The following is a 20,376-nucleotide window of genomic DNA, read 5'->3' as shown; positions in this document are numbered from 1 at the left end:
AAATAGGATATATCTTTTTCTAGCAAAATTCACAATTTGAGCTTATACTGCGGAAAAATCAAGAACCTAGGCGTACCCGCAAGGTATGAATCGGAAAAGCATTAATTACTTCTGGTTGCTTCATTTTTTTCGGTATCTTTTTCTGAATCGAATATGATATATTTTGCTTCGCCGCCATATTCCTCAATTAATAAATTAAATTCAGTACTCATCTGTAAATCCAAGATACCCTCTATTGTATATAACCTATCAAAATCTTTATAACCGGTTTTTAAAAGATCCTCTAAATATAGCATGGCCGTCCCAGCATCACCATCGTGACCAGCGAGCTGAATAATACTTAAATATCCTTCTGGGTTTTGTTTGTCTACGATCGTTTTAAGGATGGAAATAAAAATCTTTGTATCAATAAAACTTTCTGAAACCATCACATTTTTATAAGTCGCGCTAACCAAATCATTTAAATAATTTTCAAGTCGGTAGGCCATATTTCTTTCTATCGTGTTTTTTTGCTGCTGTCCTGCCTTTAAATTCTCCATCTGTTCTGCCCACCAACCAATATTATCAAAATTGTTAGTTAAAATATCCATTTCCAGAAAATGAGCATAGTCTTCTTTTTGAAAAGCTTCTTCCTCTTTTACATCAAACCATTTTCTTCGTTGTTGTTTAAAAGTCCTGTCTTTTCGAATACGCTTTTTCAAATTTTTTAATTGATCGTCAAAACGATTAAAATCATCAAATTTCTCTTCTGCTTTTTTCAGCTGTAGAAAGGCTGTATAATAGGCCCCATTACTTATTAAATTGTCGATGGCTTTAATTTCATTCTTAAATATAGTATTGATAATGGTATCATTTTTTTCTCTTCTGCCATTCTTCATCGCCTCCAGGGTAAATTTCGCCACAGCATTATTAATGGTATAAGTATCCGGCCAGGACTCTGGCCCGCCTTCAAAATAATTAACTTCAGTAGGAAAGTCTTCTCCTTCTAAAAATTCTGCCACTTCCAGTAATCCAAATCTGGAGAAATCCCTGGTGCCCGATATTGCTGAAAAAACATAAGGTTTTTTTCTGTTTTCGATAAACTTTCCATTAATCCAGGTTTTGTTCATGGCTAGAACACCACTAATATTCTCGTTAATTAACGGCAAAGCAGAAGCGATTTCTGCCCCTTTATTAATACCGGCGATATACAATAAGTTAGGATCTACTTTAATGGTACGATAAAATCCGTTCATAAATTTTACGGTCTGTAATATATCTTCCTGAATAGAATCGTTTTCCATCTTTTGATTGCTTGCTGCTATCACATAATACTGATCTTCTGCCGTTTGTCTAAACAACTGCACTGCTTCCCTTCCCTTTCCATCTTGAGCTAAAAGGAAAATAACGGGAGCCGGCTTTTCCACATTATAAGATTTGGGAAGATAAACCGCATAAGTAGTATTTGTAGAATCATTAATTCTTACATTATCGGTTACATTTCCTTTTTGCAGTCTTATCTCTTGCGCACATACTACTGCTGAGAGTAGTAAAGCTAAAAAACAGGTTAATGTTTGTTTATACATAGGTGTTGGATTATCAAATTAATTACCAAAAAACAAGCCTTCAGGCATTTATGAGAAAATTAATGTTCTTGAGACATCCCACTTCAAATAGTTATCGAGATGGCACTGGAATATTTAATCTCCATTATCGAGTAAATATAACTTGTTTTTAAATTGAAAGCATAAAAAAAGCTTTCACTACTGTGAAAGCTTAAACCCTTTGCAAATGCAAATTCTATTCCTTTTTTATTCTTTGTAATCTTAATTTCTTATCTGGGAAAAATAATTTGGCCATCAATGAAATTACAAAAAGGTCTGCTGCAACTAAACAAACTACGCGTATAACTTCAATACCGGTAAATCGCAATCCCGTGAATCCAACAAGACCGGTTATTACTGCCAAGATTAAAAACAACACTGTATACTTTTTCATAATCCTTTTTATTTTTTCTCAAAGATACAGTCTAATCACTGAAAATTTTATTAAAGAAATTCCAATTTACCTAAATTTAACTAATCTAAGACAATAATTTAATAACTGTTAATTTACAGGGTATCAACTATTTATTTTTCATAAAAACTTTACACTTGGTAGAACCTGAAGACTAAAGTATATTTGTTCCATTAAACTATTCGCATTGCAAAAAGGACATTCACACAATTATTTTGGATCGTATCGTGACTTTTGGTGGAACAAAAGTTTTCTTGATCTTACCGCCCAAAGGCTAGAATTACATCAATTTTCGAACATGTTGGATGTTGGCTGTGGGCAGGGACACTGGACAAAAACCCTTGCACCATATTTAGCCGAAAAAGCGAGTATAACGGCTATCGATAATGATAGTAATTGGTTTGAAAAAAATAGCGCACTCAAAGACTACTTTAAATTATCGAATATTGGGTTTAATTTAAAGAGAGGTGATGCTGAAGACCTACCTTTTGAAGATGAAGCCTTCGATTTTGTAACCTGCCAAACGGTTTTAATTCACCTTAAAAATCCTAAAAAGGCCCTTAAAGAAATGACCCGTGTGCTCAAACCAAACGGACTTTTACTTTGCGTAGAGCCTAATAATATCATTCAAACGCTTACTAAGAATTCTATTTCTCAAAACGATAGTATTGAAGAAACTTTAGATCATATAAAGTATCGCCTAATTATCGAAAAAGGGAAAAAGAAACTTGGTGAGGGCGATAATTCTCTGGGTGATTTATTACCCGGCTGGTTTGCATCTGAAGCGCTTAAGGATATTCAGGTTAGATTATCAGACAAAGCGATTGCCATGTATCCTCCTTATGATAATAAAGAGCAAATCGCTACTCTAAAACAATGGATGCAGGGAAGCGCCTGGAAATCTGAAACCCGTAAAGACATCGACTATTTTAATGCAGCCGGCGAAGAATATATGCCGTTTTATTTCGAATATCAGGAAAAATACGACACGCGATCAGATCATATTATGGGTGCCGTACAACGTGAGCAGTATCATGCTGCAGGTGGTTCCCTAATGTACCTTGTTAGTGGGACGAAGTAATTTTACTATTTCTTACCGGTGCATGTTCGATGACATTCGATAAAATAATATGGGTTTTAGTTTCGCCATACGTAATCAATTTATCGATAAAAACTTCCAAATGCCCCTGATCCTGAAAAATTACTTCCATGATAATATTTTCGTTTCCGGTAATTCTGTAACAATTTATTACCTCCTTGAATTCTGTAACCTTTTCCAGAAAAGGTTTTAATCGCCCCATAAAAGCACGTAAGGTAATAATCGCTTTTAAATGGTGTCCTGTTTTTTGGTATGAAACTTCGGTTTTATAGCCTTTTATAATCCCTGCATCCTCCATTTTTTTTACACGCTCTGCCACTGCCGGGGAACTTAATCCTACTTTTCTTCCTATTTCTGAAAAAGAAAGCCTGGCATTATCCTGAAGAGACTCCAGTATCGCCCAATTCAATTTATCTATATTCATATTTAAGGTAAACAAACCAAATATATTTAAAAATTAAAACAAAATAACGTTTTCACCTTAAATATTAAATACAATCTCAGCGATTTCTAGGTAATTTTATAAAAGAAATTCCCCCGTTATGAATGCTTACCAATTGCCAGTTTACAAGAAAGCCTTAGAAATCTTTAAAATTTCAAGTGCTGTATCTTCTTATTTTTCTGACAATAGACATGTTATTGAAATGGAACTTTCTTCAGTGCCCGCCCATAATTATGCAGGCCGCCTGGTAACCGAATCGTTGCAACTCGCTCCCGGGATTGCCGGTGTGATGACAGCCCGAACAAAAGAATTACAATTAAAACGTATCGAGAAGATACGAAAAGCGGCAAAAAGAATTAAATCCAATTGCCGCAATATAGAAATTACCGGTATTAAAGAAACCGAATTTTTAGATTTACTTCGAAGAGAAATTCTTCATTTTGAGCATTTAATTTCAGATTGGATTCACCAAAATCAGAAAAACTAGGATAGCGTTTCTCCACTAAAAAATGCTAATTTTATTCCCTGTATAAGCATATTGGTACCAATAATCGCAATGATTAATCCCATAATCTTTTCGATTACTACAATTTTGTTTTGACCAATAAACCTAACCAGATAGTCGCTGGAAATAAATGCCAGGTGATTTAACCACATAATCAAACCGAACATTACTAAAATAACCAACAAATCTATATAACCGGCATTGGTGGTATAGTTCATGGCAGTTACAATAGAACCGGGACCGGCAAGAATTGGTATAGCCAATGGCGATGTAGAAATCCCCTCATTAAAGTTAATTTCACTTTGGTTATCAATACTGGCTTCCTGCGCTCTAATCATTTCGAAACCAACAAAAAATATAAGAATGCCCCCCGTGATTTTAAAGGCAGGAATCGTTAACCCAAAAAGGCTAAAAATATATTTACCTAAAATCACGAAGCCAGAAACAATGATAAAAGCGGTAAAAGTCGCCTTTTTAGAAATATTCTTTCGGGTTTTACGATCAGCCTGTTTTGTTAGACTAATAAAAACCGGGATATTTCCAATAGGACTATTTATTGCAAAAAAACCGGTAAACACCGCAATTGCAAATAACCAAACATTTTCCATGACTACCAGATTCTTTAAAAATTATACTGCAAAACTCATTTTAAAAAGCCGGCAAAATTAGAGTGGAATTATCGATTTACAAACAAAAAAACCATCTTTTTTCACAATAAAAAAAAGATGGTTTAAAATGTTGATTTTTGGTATTTTAAGATAGAATCCTAGCAAATATTTATCTTACATATTTCTTCGGTATTGTCCACCAACATCAAACATCGCATTGGTGATTTGGCCAAGACTACAAACCTTAGTTGCTTCCATTAAAACTTCAAAAATGTTCTCATTTTGTACAGCAGCCTTTTTGATGGCTTCTAAAGCTTCCTCTGCTTTTGTTTCTTTAGCCTTATGCAGGGTTTCTAAGGTTTTGATCTGGTTTTGTTTTTCCTCTTCAGTTGCTCTAATCACCTCTCCAGGAGTTACCGTTGGCGATCCTGTAGAACTAAGGAACGTATTTACACCTATAATTGGGTAATCACCATTATGTTTCAAGGTTTCGTAATACAAACTTTCTTCCTGTATTTGTCCGCGTTGATACATGGTTTCCATTGCACCCAATACACCACCTCTCTCGGTGATACGATCAAACTCGGCATACACCGCTTCCTCTACCAGATCGGTCAATTCTTCAATAATAAAAGAACCCTGAATAGGATTTTCATTTTTTGCTAATCCTAATTCTTTATTGATAATAAGCTGAATTGCCATGGCGCGTCGCACCGAAGCTTCGGTTGGTGTTGTGATCGCCTCGTCGTACGCATTGGTGTGCAAAGAGTTACAGTTATCATAAATGGCATATAATGCCTGAAGCGTTGTCCTTATATCATTAAAATCGATTTCCTGCGCATGTAAAGAACGGCCTGAAGTCTGGATATGATATTTTAGCATTTGTGCTCTTGGATTCGCTTCATATTTATGTTTTAAAGCTTTAGACCAAATTTTTCTTGCTACACGGCCAATCACCGCATATTCGGGATCTACACCGTTACTGAAGAAAAACGATAAATTAGGGCCAAATTTATTAATATCCATTCCACGGCTTAAATAGTATTCTACATACGTAAAACCATTCGCCAGCGTAAAAGCCAGCTGCGTAATTGGATTGGCTCCGGCTTCAGCAATATGATAGCCTGAAATAGAAACCGAATAAAAATTTCTTACTTTCTCTTTAATAAAATACTCCTGCACATCGCCCATTAAGCGCAGTGCATATTCCGTAGAGAAAATACAGGTATTTTGTGCCTGGTCTTCTTTTAAAATATCGGCCTGAACCGTACCACGAACCGATGCAAGGGTATTGATTTTTATTTCCTGATATGTTTCCCGTGGAAGAACCTGGTCTCCGGTTAGTCCTAATAACATCAAACCTAAACCGTCATTCCCTTCAGGAAGCTCTCCTTTATAAGAGGGACGTTTAATGCCGTTATCATCATAAAGGGCTTTTAGCTTAGCTTCAACCTGAGCTTCTAAACCATTTTCTTTGATATACTTTTCACATTGCTGGTCGATAGCAGCATTCATGAAAAATCCAAGTAACATTGGTGCGGGACCGTTAATCGTCATACTTACAGACGTATACGGATGCGCCAAATCAAAGCCCGAATATAATTTCTTAGCATCATCCAGACAGCAAATAGAAACCCCGGCATTCCCTATTTTCCCATAAATATCGGGACGATGATCGGGATCATTTCCATAAAGGGTAACCGAATCGAAAGCGGTAGACAAACGCTTTGCCGGCAAACCTAAACTTACATAATGAAATCTTCTATTGGTTCGCTCGGGTCCACCTTCGCCGGCAAACATTCTAGTAGGATCTTCTCCCTGGCGTTTAAATGGATATAATCCTGAAGTATAGGGAAATTCTCCCGGTACGTTTTCCTGTAGACTCCATTTTAAAATATCACCCCATGCCGAGTATTTTGGTAAAGCGATCTTTGGAATTTGCGTATGTGACAGGGACTCGGTATGTGTTTCAATTTTAATTTCTTTATCCCTAACCTTAAACGAATAAATAGGTTCGGTATATTTATTTACCTTCTCCTGCCATCCCAGAATAATTTCCCAGTTATAAGGATCAAGATCCATTTTTACACGATCAAATTCTTTAAATAGAAGACCTAAAAATTCATGATTTTCGGTTTGAGTATCGTCTAGCAATTCTTCCTGTACTAGTCCGTTTTTATCAAGATGCGCACTATATTTTTCTTCAGAAATATTCGCAACACTCAATATGGTTTTATAAATACCGAAAAGTTTTTGTGCAATATCCGACTGCTTTATTGCCGTTTCGTTATAAGCGCGATTATTCTCAGCAATTTCTGAAAGGTAGCGTGTACGTTTTGGCGGAATCACAAAAATCTTCTCGCTCATTTCCCGGGTTACTTCAAAAGTAGATTCTAATTTTGAAGCTGTTTTTTCATCAATCTTATCCATGATCTTACGATACAGCGTATTCATACCGGGATCATTAAACTGCGAAGCGATGGTACCAAACACCGGAAGTTTTTCGGCATCTTCATGCCATAACTGGTGATTTCTCTGATATTGTTTTTTTACATCACGTAAAGCATCCTGCGCACCGCGCTTATCGAATTTATTGATTGCTACCAAATCGGCAAAATCCAACATATCGATTTTCTCCAACTGGGTTGCTGCCCCAAATTCGGGCGTCATTACATATAAAGAGACATCAGAATGATCGATAATTTCTGTATCTGATTGTCCAATTCCAGAAGTTTCCAGAATAATAAGGTCGTATTCCGCTTTTTTCAGGACCTCAACAGCTTCCTGTACATATTTAGATAAAGCAAGATTACTTTGCCGTGTTGCTAGCGAGCGCATATACACGCGTGGGTGATTTATTGCATTCATACGAATACGATCCCCAAGTAAAGCGCCACCGGTTTTCTTTTTAGAAGGATCTACAGAAACAATTCCAATATGTTTTTCAGGAAAATCACTTAAAAACCTACGAACCAATTCATCGACCAGACTGGATTTCCCCGCACCACCAGTTCCTGTAATTCCCAATACCGGAATATTTTTCTCGGTTTCGGCAACCGCTTCAAAATGTGTTTTAAATTCATCATGTTTGTTTTCAGCAAGCGATATTAACCGGGAAATGGTATTTGTGTTCTTAGATTTTAAGTTGGAAGCAACATCGGTATCCTTAGGTAAGGACGGTACTTCCTCATCTACAGTCTTTACCAGGTCATTGATCATTCCCTGTAATCCCAGTTCCCGACCATCATCAGGCGCATAAATTCTGGTAATCCCATATTTGTGAAGATCTCTAATTTCTTCGGGAAGGATTACTCCACCGCCGCCGCCAAAAATCTTGATTTGACCGGCATTTTTTTCCTGCAATAAATCGTACATGTATTTAAAATACTCGGTATGCCCGCCCTGATAACTAGTCATCGCAATGGCATGAGCATCTTCCTGTATCGCACAGTTTACCACTTCTTCAACACTACGATCATGGCCAAGGTGAATTACTTCTACCCCGGTAGCCTGGATAATACGACGCATAATATTGATAGCAGCATCATGCCCATCAAAAAGTGAAGCTGCAGTAACAATTCTTATTTTATGTTTAGGTAAATACGGAGTCTGTTGTTCCATTTTCAATAAAGAGTGAAATTATAAGTCGCAATTTACGAAAATTGTAAATAATTTTTGATTATTATGAAAAAAGCATAAATCTTACTTCATATTGGTTCAGTTAAAGCGATTAAACTAATTTTACTGATATTCGATGCTTTGAGTACATTTTAAAAAACTGATAAATAACCTATCCAATAGCGATTTTACAAGGCATTTAGAAAAGTATATTACCTCAGAGCTGAGGCAGCGATTAAAAATTATTTTATTCCGAGGTTAGCCTTGGAGCATTTCATCTGGATTACCGAGTAAAACCTATTAAGTCCAGGTTGGTTTAGCAAACAAAAAAACTGAAACGATCTCATTATCATGCCTAAAGTTACCCTACTTATAAATTGTAAAGACAAGAGCGGAATTATCGCTACCGTAACAAATTTCTTCCATAATAGAAAAGGAAATATTATTTACATCGATCAATATGTAGATACCGAGAACGGGATCTTTTTTATGCGTTTGGAGAACGAGTTTTCAACTGAATATGATATTGCTGATCTACGAGTGGAATTTGATGAAGAGATCGCCGAAACCTACAATATGAACTGGAAGCTATTTGCAGAAGAACGCATCTTAAAAATGGCCGTTTTTGTCTCTAAATATGATCATTGTTTATACGATATTTTAGGAAGATTTAAAGCCGGAGAACTAAATGTTGAAATTCCGTTTATTTTAAGCAACCACAAGGATCTTGCGTCCATAGCCCGGGCGTTCGACATCCCTTTTTACCATGTACCGGTTACTAAAGATAACAAAGCTGAAGCCGAAGCAAAGCAACTGGAGCTGCTAAAGAAATTTGAAGTTGATTTTATTGTACTGGCCCGTTATATGCAGATTGTTTCAGATCAATTAATCAGTGAATTCCCCAACAATATTATTAATATCCATCATTCTTTTTTACCTGCTTTCGCCGGAGCAAAGCCATATCATTCGGCTTATAAACGCGGAGTAAAAATTATTGGGGCCACCTGCCATTATGTTACGGCTGAACTTGATGCGGGTCCAATAATAGAGCAAGATATTACCCGGATTTCGCATTCACACTCCATAAAAGATTTAATCTTAAAAGGAAGGGATTTGGAAAAAATCGTTTTTTCACGGGGCATCAAGCTGCATATTCAACGAAAAACGATGGTCTTCAATAATAAGACCATCATTTTCACATAAAAAAAGCGCTCAATTTGAGCGCTTTTTATTCAATACATTTAAATTTTATCGTGCAAATTCTTCCATATTGATTTCTACTCCAAGTCCGCTGGCAATTCGCCCCCCTAATTCAGGATCAGCTCTAAACCAGTGGCACAGCTGGCGCATTATAATTTCATCCTTCTTTTCGCCTTCAATCTGGCTCATTGATCCAACAGTATTTGAAACCAAATTCGATTTCGCTTCATCACTCATAATCCGGTACAAATTACCGGGTTGCGTATAATGATCATTATCCCCTGCATCCGCCGAATTTCGGTCAAACCATTCAGCTTCTGCATCAGTTATCCTTGGTGCTTTTAATTTATATTTTTCATCTACGTTAATATCGTCAAAGCTGTTTGGATAGTAATTTTCGCTTCTTCCGCCATTACCATCAACGCGCATAAAACCGTCACGTTGATAATTATTTACCATATAAGGGCAACGATTTACCGGTATTTGCTCATAATTGGCTCCTAAACGATAACGATGCGCGTCTGGATAAGACAACAAACGTCCTTGTAACATCTTATCTGGAGAATAACCAATCCCATCTACGATATGTGCTGGCGCGAAAGCAGACTGCTCAATTTGCGCAAAATAATTATCTGCATTCTTGTTCAGTTCCATCTTTCCGACTTCGATTAAAGGATAGTCGTCATGGGGCCAAACTTTAGTAAGGTCAAATGGATTCCATTTATAATTTTGAGCTTCTTCTTCCGGCATTACCTGTATTTTTAATGTCCAGGTAGGAAAATCCCCTTTTTCTATGTTCTCCAAAAGATCTTGCTGCGCAAAATCTGGATTCTCACCTGCCATCTTCACAGATTCCTCATCAGTAAAATTCTTAATTCCCTGATCGGTTTTAAAGTGGAACTTCACATAAAAACGTTCATCTTTATCGTTGATTAAAGAAAAGGTATGTGACCCATAACCATTCATATGTCGGAAACCATAAGGTGTACCACGATCACTCATCAATATAAGTACCTGATGCAGTGATTCAGGATTTAATGACCAGTAATCCCAACGCATGGTTTGAGATTTCATATTAGTGAATGGATGGCGCTTTTGAGTATGTATAAAATCGGCAAATTTCTTAGGATCTTTTATAAAGAATACCGGAGTGTTATTTCCTACTAAATCCCAGTTCCCTTCTTCCGTATAAAATTTAAGAGCAAAACCACGTGGATCACGATCTGAATCTGCAGAACCTTTTTCTCCACCTACGGTAGAAAACCTTGCCAACATATCGGTTTTCTTACCAATTTCAGAAAACATTTTGGCCCGTGTATATTTAGTAATATCATTGGTTACGGTAAAAGTTCCAAAAGCACCGGAACCTTTGGCATGTACCACCCGCTCTGGGATTCGTTCTCTGTTAAAGTGAGCCATAGATTCATGAAGCACATAATCTTCAAGCAATAGTGGTCCTCTTCTACCAACGCTTAACGAATCTTCCTTTTCTACAAAAGGCCTCCCGGAAGCCGTGGTTAATTTTTTCTCGTTAGACATAATTCTAGTTTTAGTTTCAATTTTTTAAAGGTAAATAGGATGTTTTAATAATAGAAATCGATAATTTTAATTTATTCATAAATTTTTATAATAATAGATCTACTTTAGATAGCTTATATTTGAAAAAAAGCTCCATGAAAAAATTACTTTGCCTTATTGCTATTTTCACCTTATTTTCTTGTGCTGAATTGCAGGACATTGCCAGCCAATTACCCCAAAGCGGTTATGGGATGACTAACACTGAAATTGCCTCTGGACTACGCCAGGCCTTAGATTTTGGGATCGACAAGCAGGTAACCAAACTTACCCGTGAAGATGGCTTTTTTAAAAATGAATTAGTAAGGATCACTTTACCGCCTGAACTTCAAAAAGTGGATAAAACTTTAAGAGATGTAGGTTTAGGTAATCTGGCTGATGAAGGCCTAAAAGTATTAAACCGAGCTGCCGAAGATGCTGTTAAGGAAGCTACCCCTATTTTTGTAAACGCTGTGCAGCAAATAACTTTTACAGACGCGCGTAATATCTTGCTTGGGCAGGATGATGCTGCCACCCAATATTTAATAGGAAAAACACAATCACAACTTTACGATAAATTTAGCCCTGTAATTACCTCTTCTCTAGATAAAGTTGGTGCTAATAAGATTTGGAGCAATATCATACAGAAATATAATAGTATTCCGCTCACCAATAATGTGAATCCAGACCTGTCAGATTACGTAACTTCAGAAGCTTTAAATGGCGTTTATACCATGATCGCGGTAGAAGAAAAAGATATTCGGAATGATATTTCTGCGCGTACAACCACACTACTTAAGCGAGTATTTTCACTACAAGATTAAGAAGTCTCAAATATTTTAACATAATGGCAATTTAATCTATAAACTTTAAATTAACCTTAACTGCTACTTAGTATATCTTAAAGCAACTCAGGCTTATCTTTGTTCTATTGATGAAGAACGACTGGATTATGTTTAAAATATTCAAACAAAAGACAAAAGAAGAGTGCATGTGTGAGAAATACACACAGCTTATGCACAGAGCTTATAAATTGGCTCTTGTAGATAAGGAGCGTAGTGATAGGATTAATGCCAAAGCAAAGAAAATATTAAGTGAATTAAGACGTATGCATTATCCTGAAGTGGAAGATTGGGCGACTGATTATTAATTTAAACTTCTAAAATAATCAAAGGCCTTTTTTAATCTTGAGCCATACCAGCTAAAGTATTCCCCATCGACTAACATCGCAGGAATCCCCAATCGTTCTATATGCTTTAAATGATCTTTCTTAAAGGGAAAGGGTTCACTGGACAACAAGACCACATCTGGTGAATACTCGACCAATTGCTCCTCGTCGATGACCGGATATCGATCGTTAGCAATTATATTTTCAAACTTATTTAGTTTTAGAAGATCATTGATAAATGTGTCTCTTCCTGCCGCCATATATGGATCTTTCCAAATTAAGTAAATACAACGTCTCCAGTTTTTATATTGCATTTCTTCAGAAAAAGTTAGCCGTTCATTTTCTAAACAGGTAACTAATTTTAAGGCTTTTTCCTGAACATTAAAAAGTTGCCCATAATCTTTAATAAGCTGAAGGGAAGCTGAAATAGTGGAAACTGCTGAAACATGTACCGGGGCAATTTTTTCTAATTCTGTAACCATATCCCGGGTATTCTCTTCTTTATTGCACAGGATCACATCTGGTCTTAGAGCTTTGATCTTATCAAAATGTACAGATTTTGTGCCTCCTACCACAGTTTTATCCTTTCTAAGATTTTTTGGATGTACACAAAACTTGGTAATACCTACCAAGCAATTTTGTAGACCAAGATCTACCAAAAGCTCGGTTTGACTTGGCACTAAGGAAATGATTCGATTAGGAGTATCCTGAAGTATTAATTTTCGGCCCAAATGATCGAAAATTTTCATCACAACTATTGAAATTTCTGTAATTCTTCAGCCATTTGCTGCTGCAAAATTTCGGCTTTCGCTGCGGCTACTTCCGCAAAATTATTATTTGTGGAAGCATAAATGATCTTACGGCTGCTATTCACTAAAAGTCCTACATTTTTGGTCATTCCGTATTTGCAAACGTCTTCTAAATTTCCTCCCTGGGCTCCAACTCCGGGAACCAGTAGAAAACTTTCGGGTACAATTTTACGAACCTCGGCGATATATTCTGCTTTAGTAGCACCAACCACATACATCAGGTTTTCTGAATTCTCCCAGGTTTTGGAAGTTTCCAGTACTCTTTTATAAATTTCGGTTTCATCAGATTTTAAAGTCTGAAAATCAAAGGCTCCTTCGTTAGAGGTTAGTGCAAGTAAAATAGTATGCTTGTTTTCAAATTCTAAAAATGGTTCAACCGAATCTTTTCCCATATAAGGAGCTACGGTAACCGAATCGAATCCCATATCCTTAAGAAAGGTCTTCGCATACATTTTTGAAGTATTCCCAATATCGCCACGCTTGGCATCGGCAATGGTATAAATTTCAGGATAGTTATCGTGAAGGTAATCGATGGTTTTTTGCAAAGCCTGCCAACCTTTTAGACCACAAGCCTCGTAAAAAGCAGTATTAGGCTTATAGGCCACGCAAAACTGATGCGTGGCATCTATAATGGCTTTATTGAAACTAAATATGGGATCCTCTTCAGAAAGCAGATAAGTTGGAATTTTTTTAAGGTCTACATCTAGCCCTATACATAAAAAAGATTGCTTTGTTTTAATCTGCTCTACTAATTCCTGCGTGGTCATATTTAGGTTTTAAATGGCATTTAAAATGCCTGATATTAAAATATATCTGAATTCTCTTTAAGCTTCTCCGTATTTTCCACCAATCGAAGCTCATCAATAATTTTTTGAATATCTCCATTTACAATATTGGATAGATCGTAAAGTGTAAGATTAATTCTATGATCGGTTACACGTCCTTGTGGATAGTTGTAAGTTCTAATTTTGGCACTACGATCGCCGCTTGAAACCATTGAGTTTCGTTTTGCAGCATCAGCTTCCATTTTTTTGGCCAGCTCTATCTCGTATAAACGGGAACGCAATACTCTAAATGCTTTTTCCCGGTTTTTATGTTGCGATTTTTGATCCTGACACTGGGCTACCAAACCTGTTGGCTCGTGTGTTAAACGTACAGCTGAATAGGTGGTATTTACCGATTGCCCTCCAGGACCCGATGAACAGAAATAATCGATACGAACATCTTTAGGATCGATCTCCACATCAAATTCTTCTGCTTCCGGCAATACCATCACGGTAGCCGCCGAGGTATGCACACGCCCTTGAGTTTCGGTTTGCGGCACACGTTGTACACGGTGAACACCAGCTTCAAATTTCATAGTCCCATAAACGTCTTCTCCAGAAACTTCAAAAATCATCTCCTTAAATCCGCCGCTGGTCCCTTCACTAAAATCTACGATATTATGACTCCAACCTTTACTTTCGACGTATTTGGTATACATTCTGTAAAGATCACCCGCAAAAATACTTGCTTCATCCCCGCCGGTACCGGCACGAATTTCCATCACTACGTTTTTGGCATCTTCAGGATCTTTAGGAACCAACATCATCCGTATCTTCTCTTCAAGCGCTGGCAACTCTTGTTTCGCTTCTTCCTGCTGGAGTTTAGCCATTTCTGTCATTTCAGGATCGCTCCCGTCTGAAATTATCTCTTCAGCTTCTTTAAGATTATCGGTAAGTTCAATATATCTTTCACGCTCGTTCATAAGCGCTCTAAGATCCTTGTATTCTTTATTAAGTTCAACATAACGTTTCTGATCGGCAATAATATCCGGCTGGATAATAAGATCATTCACTTCATCAAAACGTTGTTTAACAATATTCAGCTTCTCTAACATACAATTCTTAAGAATTTAGATCACAAATTTACAATAATTTGACTGAATTTTTATCTTCTCTAAACTTTACCTGTTCGTTTTCTTTATTTTGATGATATTCATAATAAATTAAACTTTTTAACGCTTTCGTTTTAAAGCATCAATCACAATTTTATTATATGCCTAATAGTTTTATCGTATTCATACAATTTTATCGTAAATTTTTAATTGCATCCCTTTTAATCAATTTTCTACTATTCTCCCTTGGAAGTCTACTTTTCGTAATTGTGCTCGATAAACTCTTCATTGCCTTTATTATCTATCTTTTATACCGGTTCACCTCATTAAAAAACGAGCTGGTGTTTTTTTATAATCTCGGTTTTAGCCGTTTGCAGCTTTTTAGCTTAGCCATCTTAGCTGATATTTTTTTGCTTATTCTTTGCTCCTCCATAAACTATTTAATATGATTTTTGAAATTGATAATGTCGAACTGTATTTTGATAATAAACCAATTCTAAAAGCAGCTTATATAAAAGCAGAAACAGGAAAAGTTACTGGATTGTTAGGTAGAAATGGAAGTGGAAAAAGTAGTATTTTAAAAATTTTATTTGGAACCTTAAAACCGAAGTATAAACTACTTAGAGTAGATAACAAACCGGTACTAAAAGCCTTTTACAAAACAGGAAAGATTACTATGTTACCTCAGTTTCCTTTGCTTCCGCCTGGGATTAAGACTAAAAAAGCTTTCTACATGTATAAAGTCGATTTTGGAGAATTTTGTGATGTATTTTCAGAAATGTATGCTACAAAAAATCAAAAAATAAAGGAACTTTCTGGCGGGGAACAGCGGATTATAGAAATCTATCTGGTCTTAAAAAGAAATGTAGATATTGTACTATTAGACGAGCCTTTTGCCCAGCTTTCTCCCTTAATGATCGATAAATTTACAGCGGTTATTCAGCAAGAAAAAAAAGATAAAGCGATTATCATTACAGACCATCGTTATGAGGCAATACTAAAAGTTTCAGATCAGGTTTTTTTATTTCAGAACAAGCAAACTAAAATTGTGAAATCTAAAAATGAATTGATAAAATCGGGATATTTACCTCATTAAATTTTAATATCTACATCGATAAATTCTTCTTTTTTACCGAAGCTTGTAGCAAAAAGCATCAAAAAGCCCGAGCCAAGTACATTAAAAAAACGATCTGCATAATAAAATTCAGGAAAATCCAGATAATAGGCTATAAAATAAGTAAGATCTGAAAATATCATCCAAAGTACGCCACATAAATAGAATACACTTTTTTGATTACTATAGCGATTACTATAGGATACAGCGATGATCGCTGTGAGTATGGTGATAATAGCAAAACCATAAAAAACCGGATTATAAATTTCTGTAGTATGCGTGAAAGTAATCATACTTTCCAGTTCAACCAGTAAGGCTAGATTAATCGCTACCAGTATTAAACCTATAAAAAGTTCTAATGCGGTTATTTTAAACCGTTTTAATTTCACGAGTCCAATGCTTCCCACCACAATAAATGCAGCTCCTCTGCTTATAAAAGTTATTGCATTAAAAACAGGATCTTCAAAATAAATCAGTGAAAAGTCACAAATAGAAAATAATAAAAAAGTAAGAAATAATTTCCAGGAAAAAGGTTTGTGTAATGCAGCAATGATCATAAAGAAGGCGCTACAAATAAAACGAACCCATCGACTTACTTCTTCATTAAACATCGATAGACTTGCTAAATTTACAGCAACCCAAAATACAATGGAAAAAGCAATTAATTTTCGACGTTCACTCATCTAGCATAAAATCAGACATCCACAAATATAATGAGATATTCCAATAAAAAAAGCTATAAAATTAACACTAAACCAATTTATTTTAATTTTCTCACCATATTTTTAGAATAAACGTAAAAATTACGAGTATTGATAATCCCCAAATTCACTTTTTATACTTAAGGATTTTTTATCTGAAGCTTCTACTCTACCCACTACTTTAGCATCGATATTAAACGACTTGGAGATTTGGATAATTTCATCTGCAAGTGCTGGTTTTACGTAGATCTCCATACGATGTCCCATATTAAACACCTGGTACATCTCTTTCCAATCGGTTTTACTTTCTTGCTGGATTAATTTAAACAGCGGCGGAACCTCGAAGAGATTGTCTTTTATAATATGTAGATTATTAATAAAATGAAGAATCTTGGTTTGGGCACCTCCACTGCAATGCACCATCCCGTGAATTTCTTTATTGCTGAATTTAGATAAGATTTTTTGAATGACCGGCGCATAAGTTCTTGTTGGCGACAGTACCAGTTTACCGGCATCAAGCGGGGAATCTTCAACCTCATCGGTTAATTTTTTCCCTCCGGAATAGACTAAATCGCTCGGAATTGAAGCATCAAAGCTTTCGGGGTATTTTTCAGCTAAAATCTTAGAAAAGACATCATGGCGGGCAGAGGTCAAACCATTGCTTCCCATTCCTCCATTATATTCTTTTTCATAAGTAGCCTGTCCAAAAGAAGCTAAACCTACAATTACATCTCCGGGCTCAATATTACTATTATCAATCACTTCGCTACGCTTCATTCTGGCGGTTACCGTAGAATCAACGATAATAGTTCTTACCAGATCTCCTACATCTGCGGTTTCACCACCGGTAGAATGAATTTCTACGCCAAATTCTTTAAGATCCGCAATAAGTTCTTCTGTTCCGTTTATAATTGCTGAAATTACTTCTCCCGGCACCAAACTTTTATTACGACCAATGGTTGAAGACAATAAGATTTTACTGGTTGCGCCAACACAAAGTAAATCATCTATATTCATAATCAAGGCGTCCTGAGCGATACCTTTCCAAACGGAAAGATCACCGGTTTCTTTCCAGTACATATAGGCTAACGAAGACTTTGTTCCTGCCCCATCGGCATGCATAATCACACAATAATCATCATCCCCGGTTAAATAATCCGGAATAATTTTACAAAATGCTTTAGGAAAAAGTCCTTTATCTACATTTTTAATGGCGTTATGCACATCTTCCTTTCCAGCTGAAACACCACGCTGACTATACCTTTTACTTACGTCCTGACTCATGAATTTGGTTTAGGCTCCAAAGATAAACAGTTTTAAATTCTTTAAGAAGTTTTAAAACGAAAAAGCCCCGCAAGTATGCGAGGCTTTAAAGAACTTAGATAATATTATCTGGTATAAAGTAACTCACGATATTTGGTTAATGGCCAAAGTTCATTGTCTACTAATAATTCTAATTTATCGCAATGATACCTAATCTCATCAAAGTGAGGTTTTACCTCGTTACAATAAGATTCGGCTTTCTTCTGGATATCTTCAATTTTGTTTGCTACTTTTCTGGCTTCGATCATAGCATTTACTTTGCTATTAATCACGGCAATATGAGTAGAAACGCTTTCGATAAGCTCTAATTGTTCTTTGGCGTGCTTTTCGTAATTGTCACCATATATACTCTTTAAACCGGTAACATTCTTAATCAGGATATTTTGATAACGAATTGCGGTTGGAATAACATGGTTTCTGGCGATATCTCCTAATACACGACCTTCAATCTGCACTCGCATGGTATACTCTTCAAGCTCGATTTCGTGACGCGCTTCGATCTCAATTTTATTCATCACGCCCAAATCTCCATAAAGCTTAATTGCTTTTTTGGAAACCTGAACTTTAAGTGCCTCTGGAGTGGTTTTATTATTACTTAGGCCCCGCTTAGCTGCTTCTTTTTCCCAGGCTTCGCCATAACCGTCTCCTTCAAACCTGATTTTTTTACTCTGTTTAATATACTCTCTAAGAACGTTGAAGATAGCATCATCTTTCTTCATCTTTTTGTCCTTAATAAGCTTATCCACTTCAGCTTTAAATTCTTTTAGCTGTTTGGCCATAATAGCATTAAGTACCGTCATTGGATTAGCACAGTTTGCGGTAGAACCTACTGCTCTAAACTCAAATTTATTCCCGGTAAATGCAAAAGGAGAAGTACGGTTACGATCTGTATTATCGAGTAAAATTTCAGGAATTTTCCCAACTACATTTAGTTTAAGATCTGTTTTTTCCTGCGGAGAAAGTTTACCTGATGTTACTTTTTCAAGCTCATCTAATACCGCGGTTAACTGACTACCAATAAATACTGAAATGATCGCAGGCGGTGCTTCGTTAGCTCCTAAACGATGATCATTGGATGCGCTGGCAATAGATGCTCTTAATAACTCTTCGTTTTCATAAACCGCTTTAATCGTATTGATAAAGAACGTTAAGAATTGAAGGTTTTTCATTGGAGTTTTCCCAGGAGATAAAAGGTTTACGCCAGTATCTGTTCCTAAAGACCAGTTATTATGTTTACCACTACCGTTGATCCCGGCAAATGGCTTTTCGTGCATTAATACTACAAAATGATGACGCTCTGCAACCTTATTCATCACATCCATAATTAAGGAGTTGTGATCTACCGCAAGGTTTGCTTCCTCAAAAATTGGCGCCAGTTCAAATTGATTTGGAGCAACTTCATTATGTCTTGTTTTTACGGGAATTCCCAGTCGCATACATTCGATTTCCAAATCTCTCATATAGGCTAAAACACGAGATGGGATTGATCCAAAATAGTGATCGTCTAATTGTTGCCCTTTGGCGGGTGAATGTCCTAAAAGCGTACGCCCCGCCAACTGGATATCAGGACGAGTAGCAGCCAAAGCAGAATCGATTAAAAAATATTCCTGCTCCCAACCTAAAGTCGCATTTACTTTAGTCACATTCTTATCAAAATATTTAGCAACATCTGTCGCCGCCTGATCTACTGCCTGTAGAGCTCTAAGAAGCGGAGTCTTATAATCTAAGGCTTCGCCGGTATAAGAAACAAAAACGGTAGGAATACATAAAGTAGTCCCCCAGATAAATGCGGGAGAAGTAGGATCCCAGGCAGTATACCCACGAGCTTCAAATGTATTTCTAATCCCTCCGTTAGGGAAACTTGATGCATCTGGTTCTTGCTGAACTAAAGAACCTCCGCCAAATTTTTCTATAGCAAGCCCCTCTCCAATAGTCTCAAAAAAGGCATCATGCTTCTCGGCTGTAGCCCCGGTTAATGGCTGAAACCAATGTGTGTAATGCGTTACTCCTTTATTAATCGCCCATTCTTTCATTCCCGCCGAAATATGATCGGCTACGGTACGATTAATTTTTGCGCCGGTTTTTACCGCATCCATCACATTATTATATGCTTCTTTGGTGAGGTATTGCTTCATTACCGACTCGTTAAAGACATTACTTCCAAAAACCGAGGAGCGTCTTCCGGGCTCTTCTATATTTAAAGATTTTCGGTTAAAGGTTTCTTCTATTGCCTTAAATCTAAGTGTTGACATGTTAAGCTGTTATGATTAATAAAATTTTGTTACCAAATTTAAATATTTCTCATTAGAAGACCTTAAAAAACATAAAATAATCTACACCCCCTAATTTTTAAGGGTTATTTTT

The 20,376-nt window shown here is 36.4% G+C and carries 18 protein-coding genes; 6 read left to right on the top strand and 12 right to left on the bottom strand.

Going from position 1 to position 20,376, the window contains the following annotated elements; all coding sequences use genetic code 11:
• Positions 1-101: 101 nt before the first annotated feature.
• A complete protein-coding gene (locus AC13DP_RS16995; protein ID WP_228250698.1) occupies positions 102-1,565 on the bottom strand; it encodes a hypothetical protein in 1,464 nt (487 codons plus the stop codon).
• 214 nt (positions 1,566-1,779) lie between these two features.
• The gene (locus AC13DP_RS16990) at positions 1,780-1,977 is read right to left on the bottom strand and encodes a DUF1328 domain-containing protein (RefSeq protein ID WP_041578969.1); all 198 of its coding nucleotides are present in this window, start codon (positions 1,975-1,977) and stop codon (positions 1,780-1,782) included.
• 205 nt (positions 1,978-2,182) lie between these two features.
• Here AC13DP_RS16990 and AC13DP_RS16985 point away from each other — a divergent pair, with 205 nt between their 5' ends.
• Positions 2,183-3,076: a class I SAM-dependent methyltransferase gene (locus AC13DP_RS16985; RefSeq protein WP_272956980.1), complete on the top strand. Its 894-nt coding sequence runs from the start codon at positions 2,183-2,185 to the stop codon at positions 3,074-3,076.
• Here the strand turns inward: AC13DP_RS16985 and AC13DP_RS16980 are convergent.
• A complete protein-coding gene (locus tag AC13DP_RS16980; RefSeq protein WP_013072554.1) occupies positions 3,060-3,518 on the bottom strand; it encodes an Lrp/AsnC family transcriptional regulator in 459 nt (152 codons plus the stop codon). The genes AC13DP_RS16985 and AC13DP_RS16980 overlap by 17 nt on opposite strands.
• Positions 3,519-3,636: 118 nt before the next feature.
• Between AC13DP_RS16980 and AC13DP_RS16975 the strand changes: the two genes are divergently transcribed.
• The gene (locus AC13DP_RS16975; protein WP_013072555.1) at positions 3,637-4,023 is read left to right on the top strand and encodes a hypothetical protein; all 387 of its coding nucleotides are present in this window, start codon (positions 3,637-3,639) and stop codon (positions 4,021-4,023) included.
• Here AC13DP_RS16975 and AC13DP_RS16970 read toward each other — a convergent pair.
• Together AC13DP_RS16970 and AC13DP_RS16965 are read right to left on the bottom strand one after the other, a co-directional pair.
• Positions 4,020-4,649 carry a MarC family protein gene (locus tag AC13DP_RS16970; RefSeq protein WP_013072556.1) on the bottom strand — a complete coding sequence of 210 codons (630 nt, stop codon included), beginning with the start codon at positions 4,647-4,649 and terminating at the stop codon, positions 4,020-4,022. The genes AC13DP_RS16975 and AC13DP_RS16970 overlap by 4 nt on opposite strands.
• A 174-nt stretch (positions 4,650-4,823) precedes the next feature.
• On the bottom strand, positions 4,824-8,270 hold the full coding sequence (locus AC13DP_RS16965) for a methylmalonyl-CoA mutase family protein (protein WP_483068165.1): 3,447 nt from the start codon (positions 8,268-8,270) through the stop codon (positions 4,824-4,826).
• Between the two features lie 348 nt (positions 8,271-8,618).
• Between AC13DP_RS16965 and purU the strand changes: the two genes are divergently transcribed.
• The gene (gene purU, locus AC13DP_RS16960; RefSeq protein WP_273299838.1) at positions 8,619-9,470 is read left to right on the top strand and encodes a formyltetrahydrofolate deformylase; all 852 of its coding nucleotides are present in this window, start codon (positions 8,619-8,621) and stop codon (positions 9,468-9,470) included.
• Positions 9,471-9,515: 45 nt separating this feature from the next.
• Here the strand turns inward: purU and AC13DP_RS16955 are convergent, their stop codons facing one another.
• Positions 9,516-11,006: a catalase gene (locus AC13DP_RS16955; RefSeq protein WP_228250694.1), complete on the bottom strand. Its 1,491-nt coding sequence runs from the start codon at positions 11,004-11,006 to the stop codon at positions 9,516-9,518.
• Between the two features lie 134 nt (positions 11,007-11,140).
• Here AC13DP_RS16955 and AC13DP_RS16950 point away from each other — a divergent pair, with 134 nt between their 5' ends.
• Both AC13DP_RS16950 and AC13DP_RS16945 read left to right on the top strand, forming a co-directional pair.
• On the top strand, positions 11,141-11,845 hold the full coding sequence (locus AC13DP_RS16950; protein ID WP_272958197.1) for a DUF4197 domain-containing protein: 705 nt from the start codon (positions 11,141-11,143) through the stop codon (positions 11,843-11,845).
• Between the two features lie 110 nt (positions 11,846-11,955).
• Positions 11,956-12,171, top strand: coding sequence for a Lacal_2735 family protein (locus AC13DP_RS16945; protein WP_274971828.1), 216 nt, complete (start codon positions 11,956-11,958; stop codon positions 12,169-12,171).
• On the opposite strand, the gene AC13DP_RS16940 is transcribed toward AC13DP_RS16945, so the two are convergent.
• The 3 genes from AC13DP_RS16940 to prfA are packed head-to-tail and all read right to left on the bottom strand — an operon-like array spanning position 12,168 to position 14,877.
• Entirely contained in the window at positions 12,168-12,938 is a 771-nt protein-coding gene (locus tag AC13DP_RS16940; RefSeq protein WP_483068164.1) for an ABC transporter substrate-binding protein, read from the bottom strand. The two genes, AC13DP_RS16945 and AC13DP_RS16940, sit on opposite strands and share 4 nt — an antisense overlap.
• A gap of 5 nt (positions 12,939-12,943) precedes the next feature.
• A complete protein-coding gene (gene pyrF / locus AC13DP_RS16935; protein WP_013072563.1) occupies positions 12,944-13,765 on the bottom strand; it encodes an orotidine-5'-phosphate decarboxylase in 822 nt (273 codons plus the stop codon).
• Positions 13,766-13,800: 35 nt separating this feature from the next.
• Positions 13,801-14,877 carry a peptide chain release factor 1 gene (gene prfA / locus AC13DP_RS16930; protein WP_013072564.1) on the bottom strand — a complete coding sequence of 359 codons (1,077 nt, stop codon included), beginning with the start codon at positions 14,875-14,877 and terminating at the stop codon, positions 13,801-13,803.
• 442 nt (positions 14,878-15,319) lie between these two features.
• Between prfA and AC13DP_RS16925 the strand changes: the two genes are divergently transcribed.
• A complete protein-coding gene (locus AC13DP_RS16925; protein WP_272957729.1) occupies positions 15,320-15,970 on the top strand; it encodes an ATP-binding cassette domain-containing protein in 651 nt (216 codons plus the stop codon).
• Here AC13DP_RS16925 and AC13DP_RS16920 read toward each other — a convergent pair.
• From AC13DP_RS16920 to AC13DP_RS16910, 3 genes are all read right to left on the bottom strand, one after another.
• The gene (locus AC13DP_RS16920; RefSeq protein WP_272957730.1) at positions 15,967-16,671 is read right to left on the bottom strand and encodes a hypothetical protein; all 705 of its coding nucleotides are present in this window, start codon (positions 16,669-16,671) and stop codon (positions 15,967-15,969) included. The genes AC13DP_RS16925 and AC13DP_RS16920 overlap by 4 nt on opposite strands.
• Before the next feature lie 120 nt (positions 16,672-16,791).
• Complete coding sequence (locus AC13DP_RS16915; RefSeq protein WP_013072567.1) at positions 16,792-17,973, bottom strand: AIR synthase related protein; 1,182 nt, start codon at positions 17,971-17,973, stop codon at positions 16,792-16,794.
• A gap of 104 nt (positions 17,974-18,077) precedes the next feature.
• Entirely contained in the window at positions 18,078-20,264 is a 2,187-nt protein-coding gene (locus AC13DP_RS16910; RefSeq protein WP_228250689.1) for a glutamine synthetase III family protein, read from the bottom strand.
• Between the last annotated feature and the right edge of the window lie 112 nt (positions 20,265-20,376).

The sequence above is a fragment of the Zunongwangia sp. L-65 genome, assembly GCF_056859415.1.
Note: the sequence above shows the minus strand (reverse complement) of the source record. Positions and strands in the feature narration are given on the sequence as shown.

Coding starts and splice junctions, on each gene's coding strand:
- AC13DP_RS16995 (WP_228250698.1), bottom strand. CDS start 1,565: ATGTATAAACAAACATTAACCTGTTTTTTAGCTTTACTACTCTCAGCA.
- AC13DP_RS16990 (WP_041578969.1), bottom strand. CDS start 1,977: ATGAAAAAGTATACAGTGTTGTTTTTAATCTTGGCAGTAATAACCGGT.
- AC13DP_RS16980 (WP_013072554.1), bottom strand. CDS start 3,518: ATGAATATAGATAAATTGAATTGGGCGATACTGGAGTCTCTTCAGGAT.
- AC13DP_RS16975 (WP_013072555.1), top strand. CDS start 3,637: ATGAATGCTTACCAATTGCCAGTTTACAAGAAAGCCTTAGAAATCTTT.
- AC13DP_RS16970 (WP_013072556.1), bottom strand. CDS start 4,649: ATGGAAAATGTTTGGTTATTTGCAATTGCGGTGTTTACCGGTTTTTTT.
- AC13DP_RS16965 (WP_483068165.1), bottom strand. CDS start 8,270: ATGGAACAACAGACTCCGTATTTACCTAAACATAAAATAAGAATTGTT.
- purU (WP_273299838.1), top strand. CDS start 8,619: ATGCCTAAAGTTACCCTACTTATAAATTGTAAAGACAAGAGCGGAATT.
- AC13DP_RS16955 (WP_228250694.1), bottom strand. CDS start 11,006: ATGTCTAACGAGAAAAAATTAACCACGGCTTCCGGGAGGCCTTTTGTA.
- AC13DP_RS16950 (WP_272958197.1), top strand. CDS start 11,141: ATGAAAAAATTACTTTGCCTTATTGCTATTTTCACCTTATTTTCTTGT.
- AC13DP_RS16945 (WP_274971828.1), top strand. CDS start 11,956: ATGAAGAACGACTGGATTATGTTTAAAATATTCAAACAAAAGACAAAA.
- AC13DP_RS16940 (WP_483068164.1), bottom strand. CDS start 12,938: ATGAAAATTTTCGATCATTTGGGCCGAAAATTAATACTTCAGGATACT.
- pyrF (WP_013072563.1), bottom strand. CDS start 13,765: ATGACCACGCAGGAATTAGTAGAGCAGATTAAAACAAAGCAATCTTTT.
- prfA (WP_013072564.1), bottom strand. CDS start 14,877: ATGTTAGAGAAGCTGAATATTGTTAAACAACGTTTTGATGAAGTGAAT.
- AC13DP_RS16925 (WP_272957729.1), top strand. CDS start 15,320: ATGATTTTTGAAATTGATAATGTCGAACTGTATTTTGATAATAAACCA.
- AC13DP_RS16920 (WP_272957730.1), bottom strand. CDS start 16,671: ATGAGTGAACGTCGAAAATTAATTGCTTTTTCCATTGTATTTTGGGTT.
- AC13DP_RS16915 (WP_013072567.1), bottom strand. CDS start 17,973: ATGAGTCAGGACGTAAGTAAAAGGTATAGTCAGCGTGGTGTTTCAGCT.
- AC13DP_RS16910 (WP_228250689.1), bottom strand. CDS start 20,264: ATGTCAACACTTAGATTTAAGGCAATAGAAGAAACCTTTAACCGAAAA.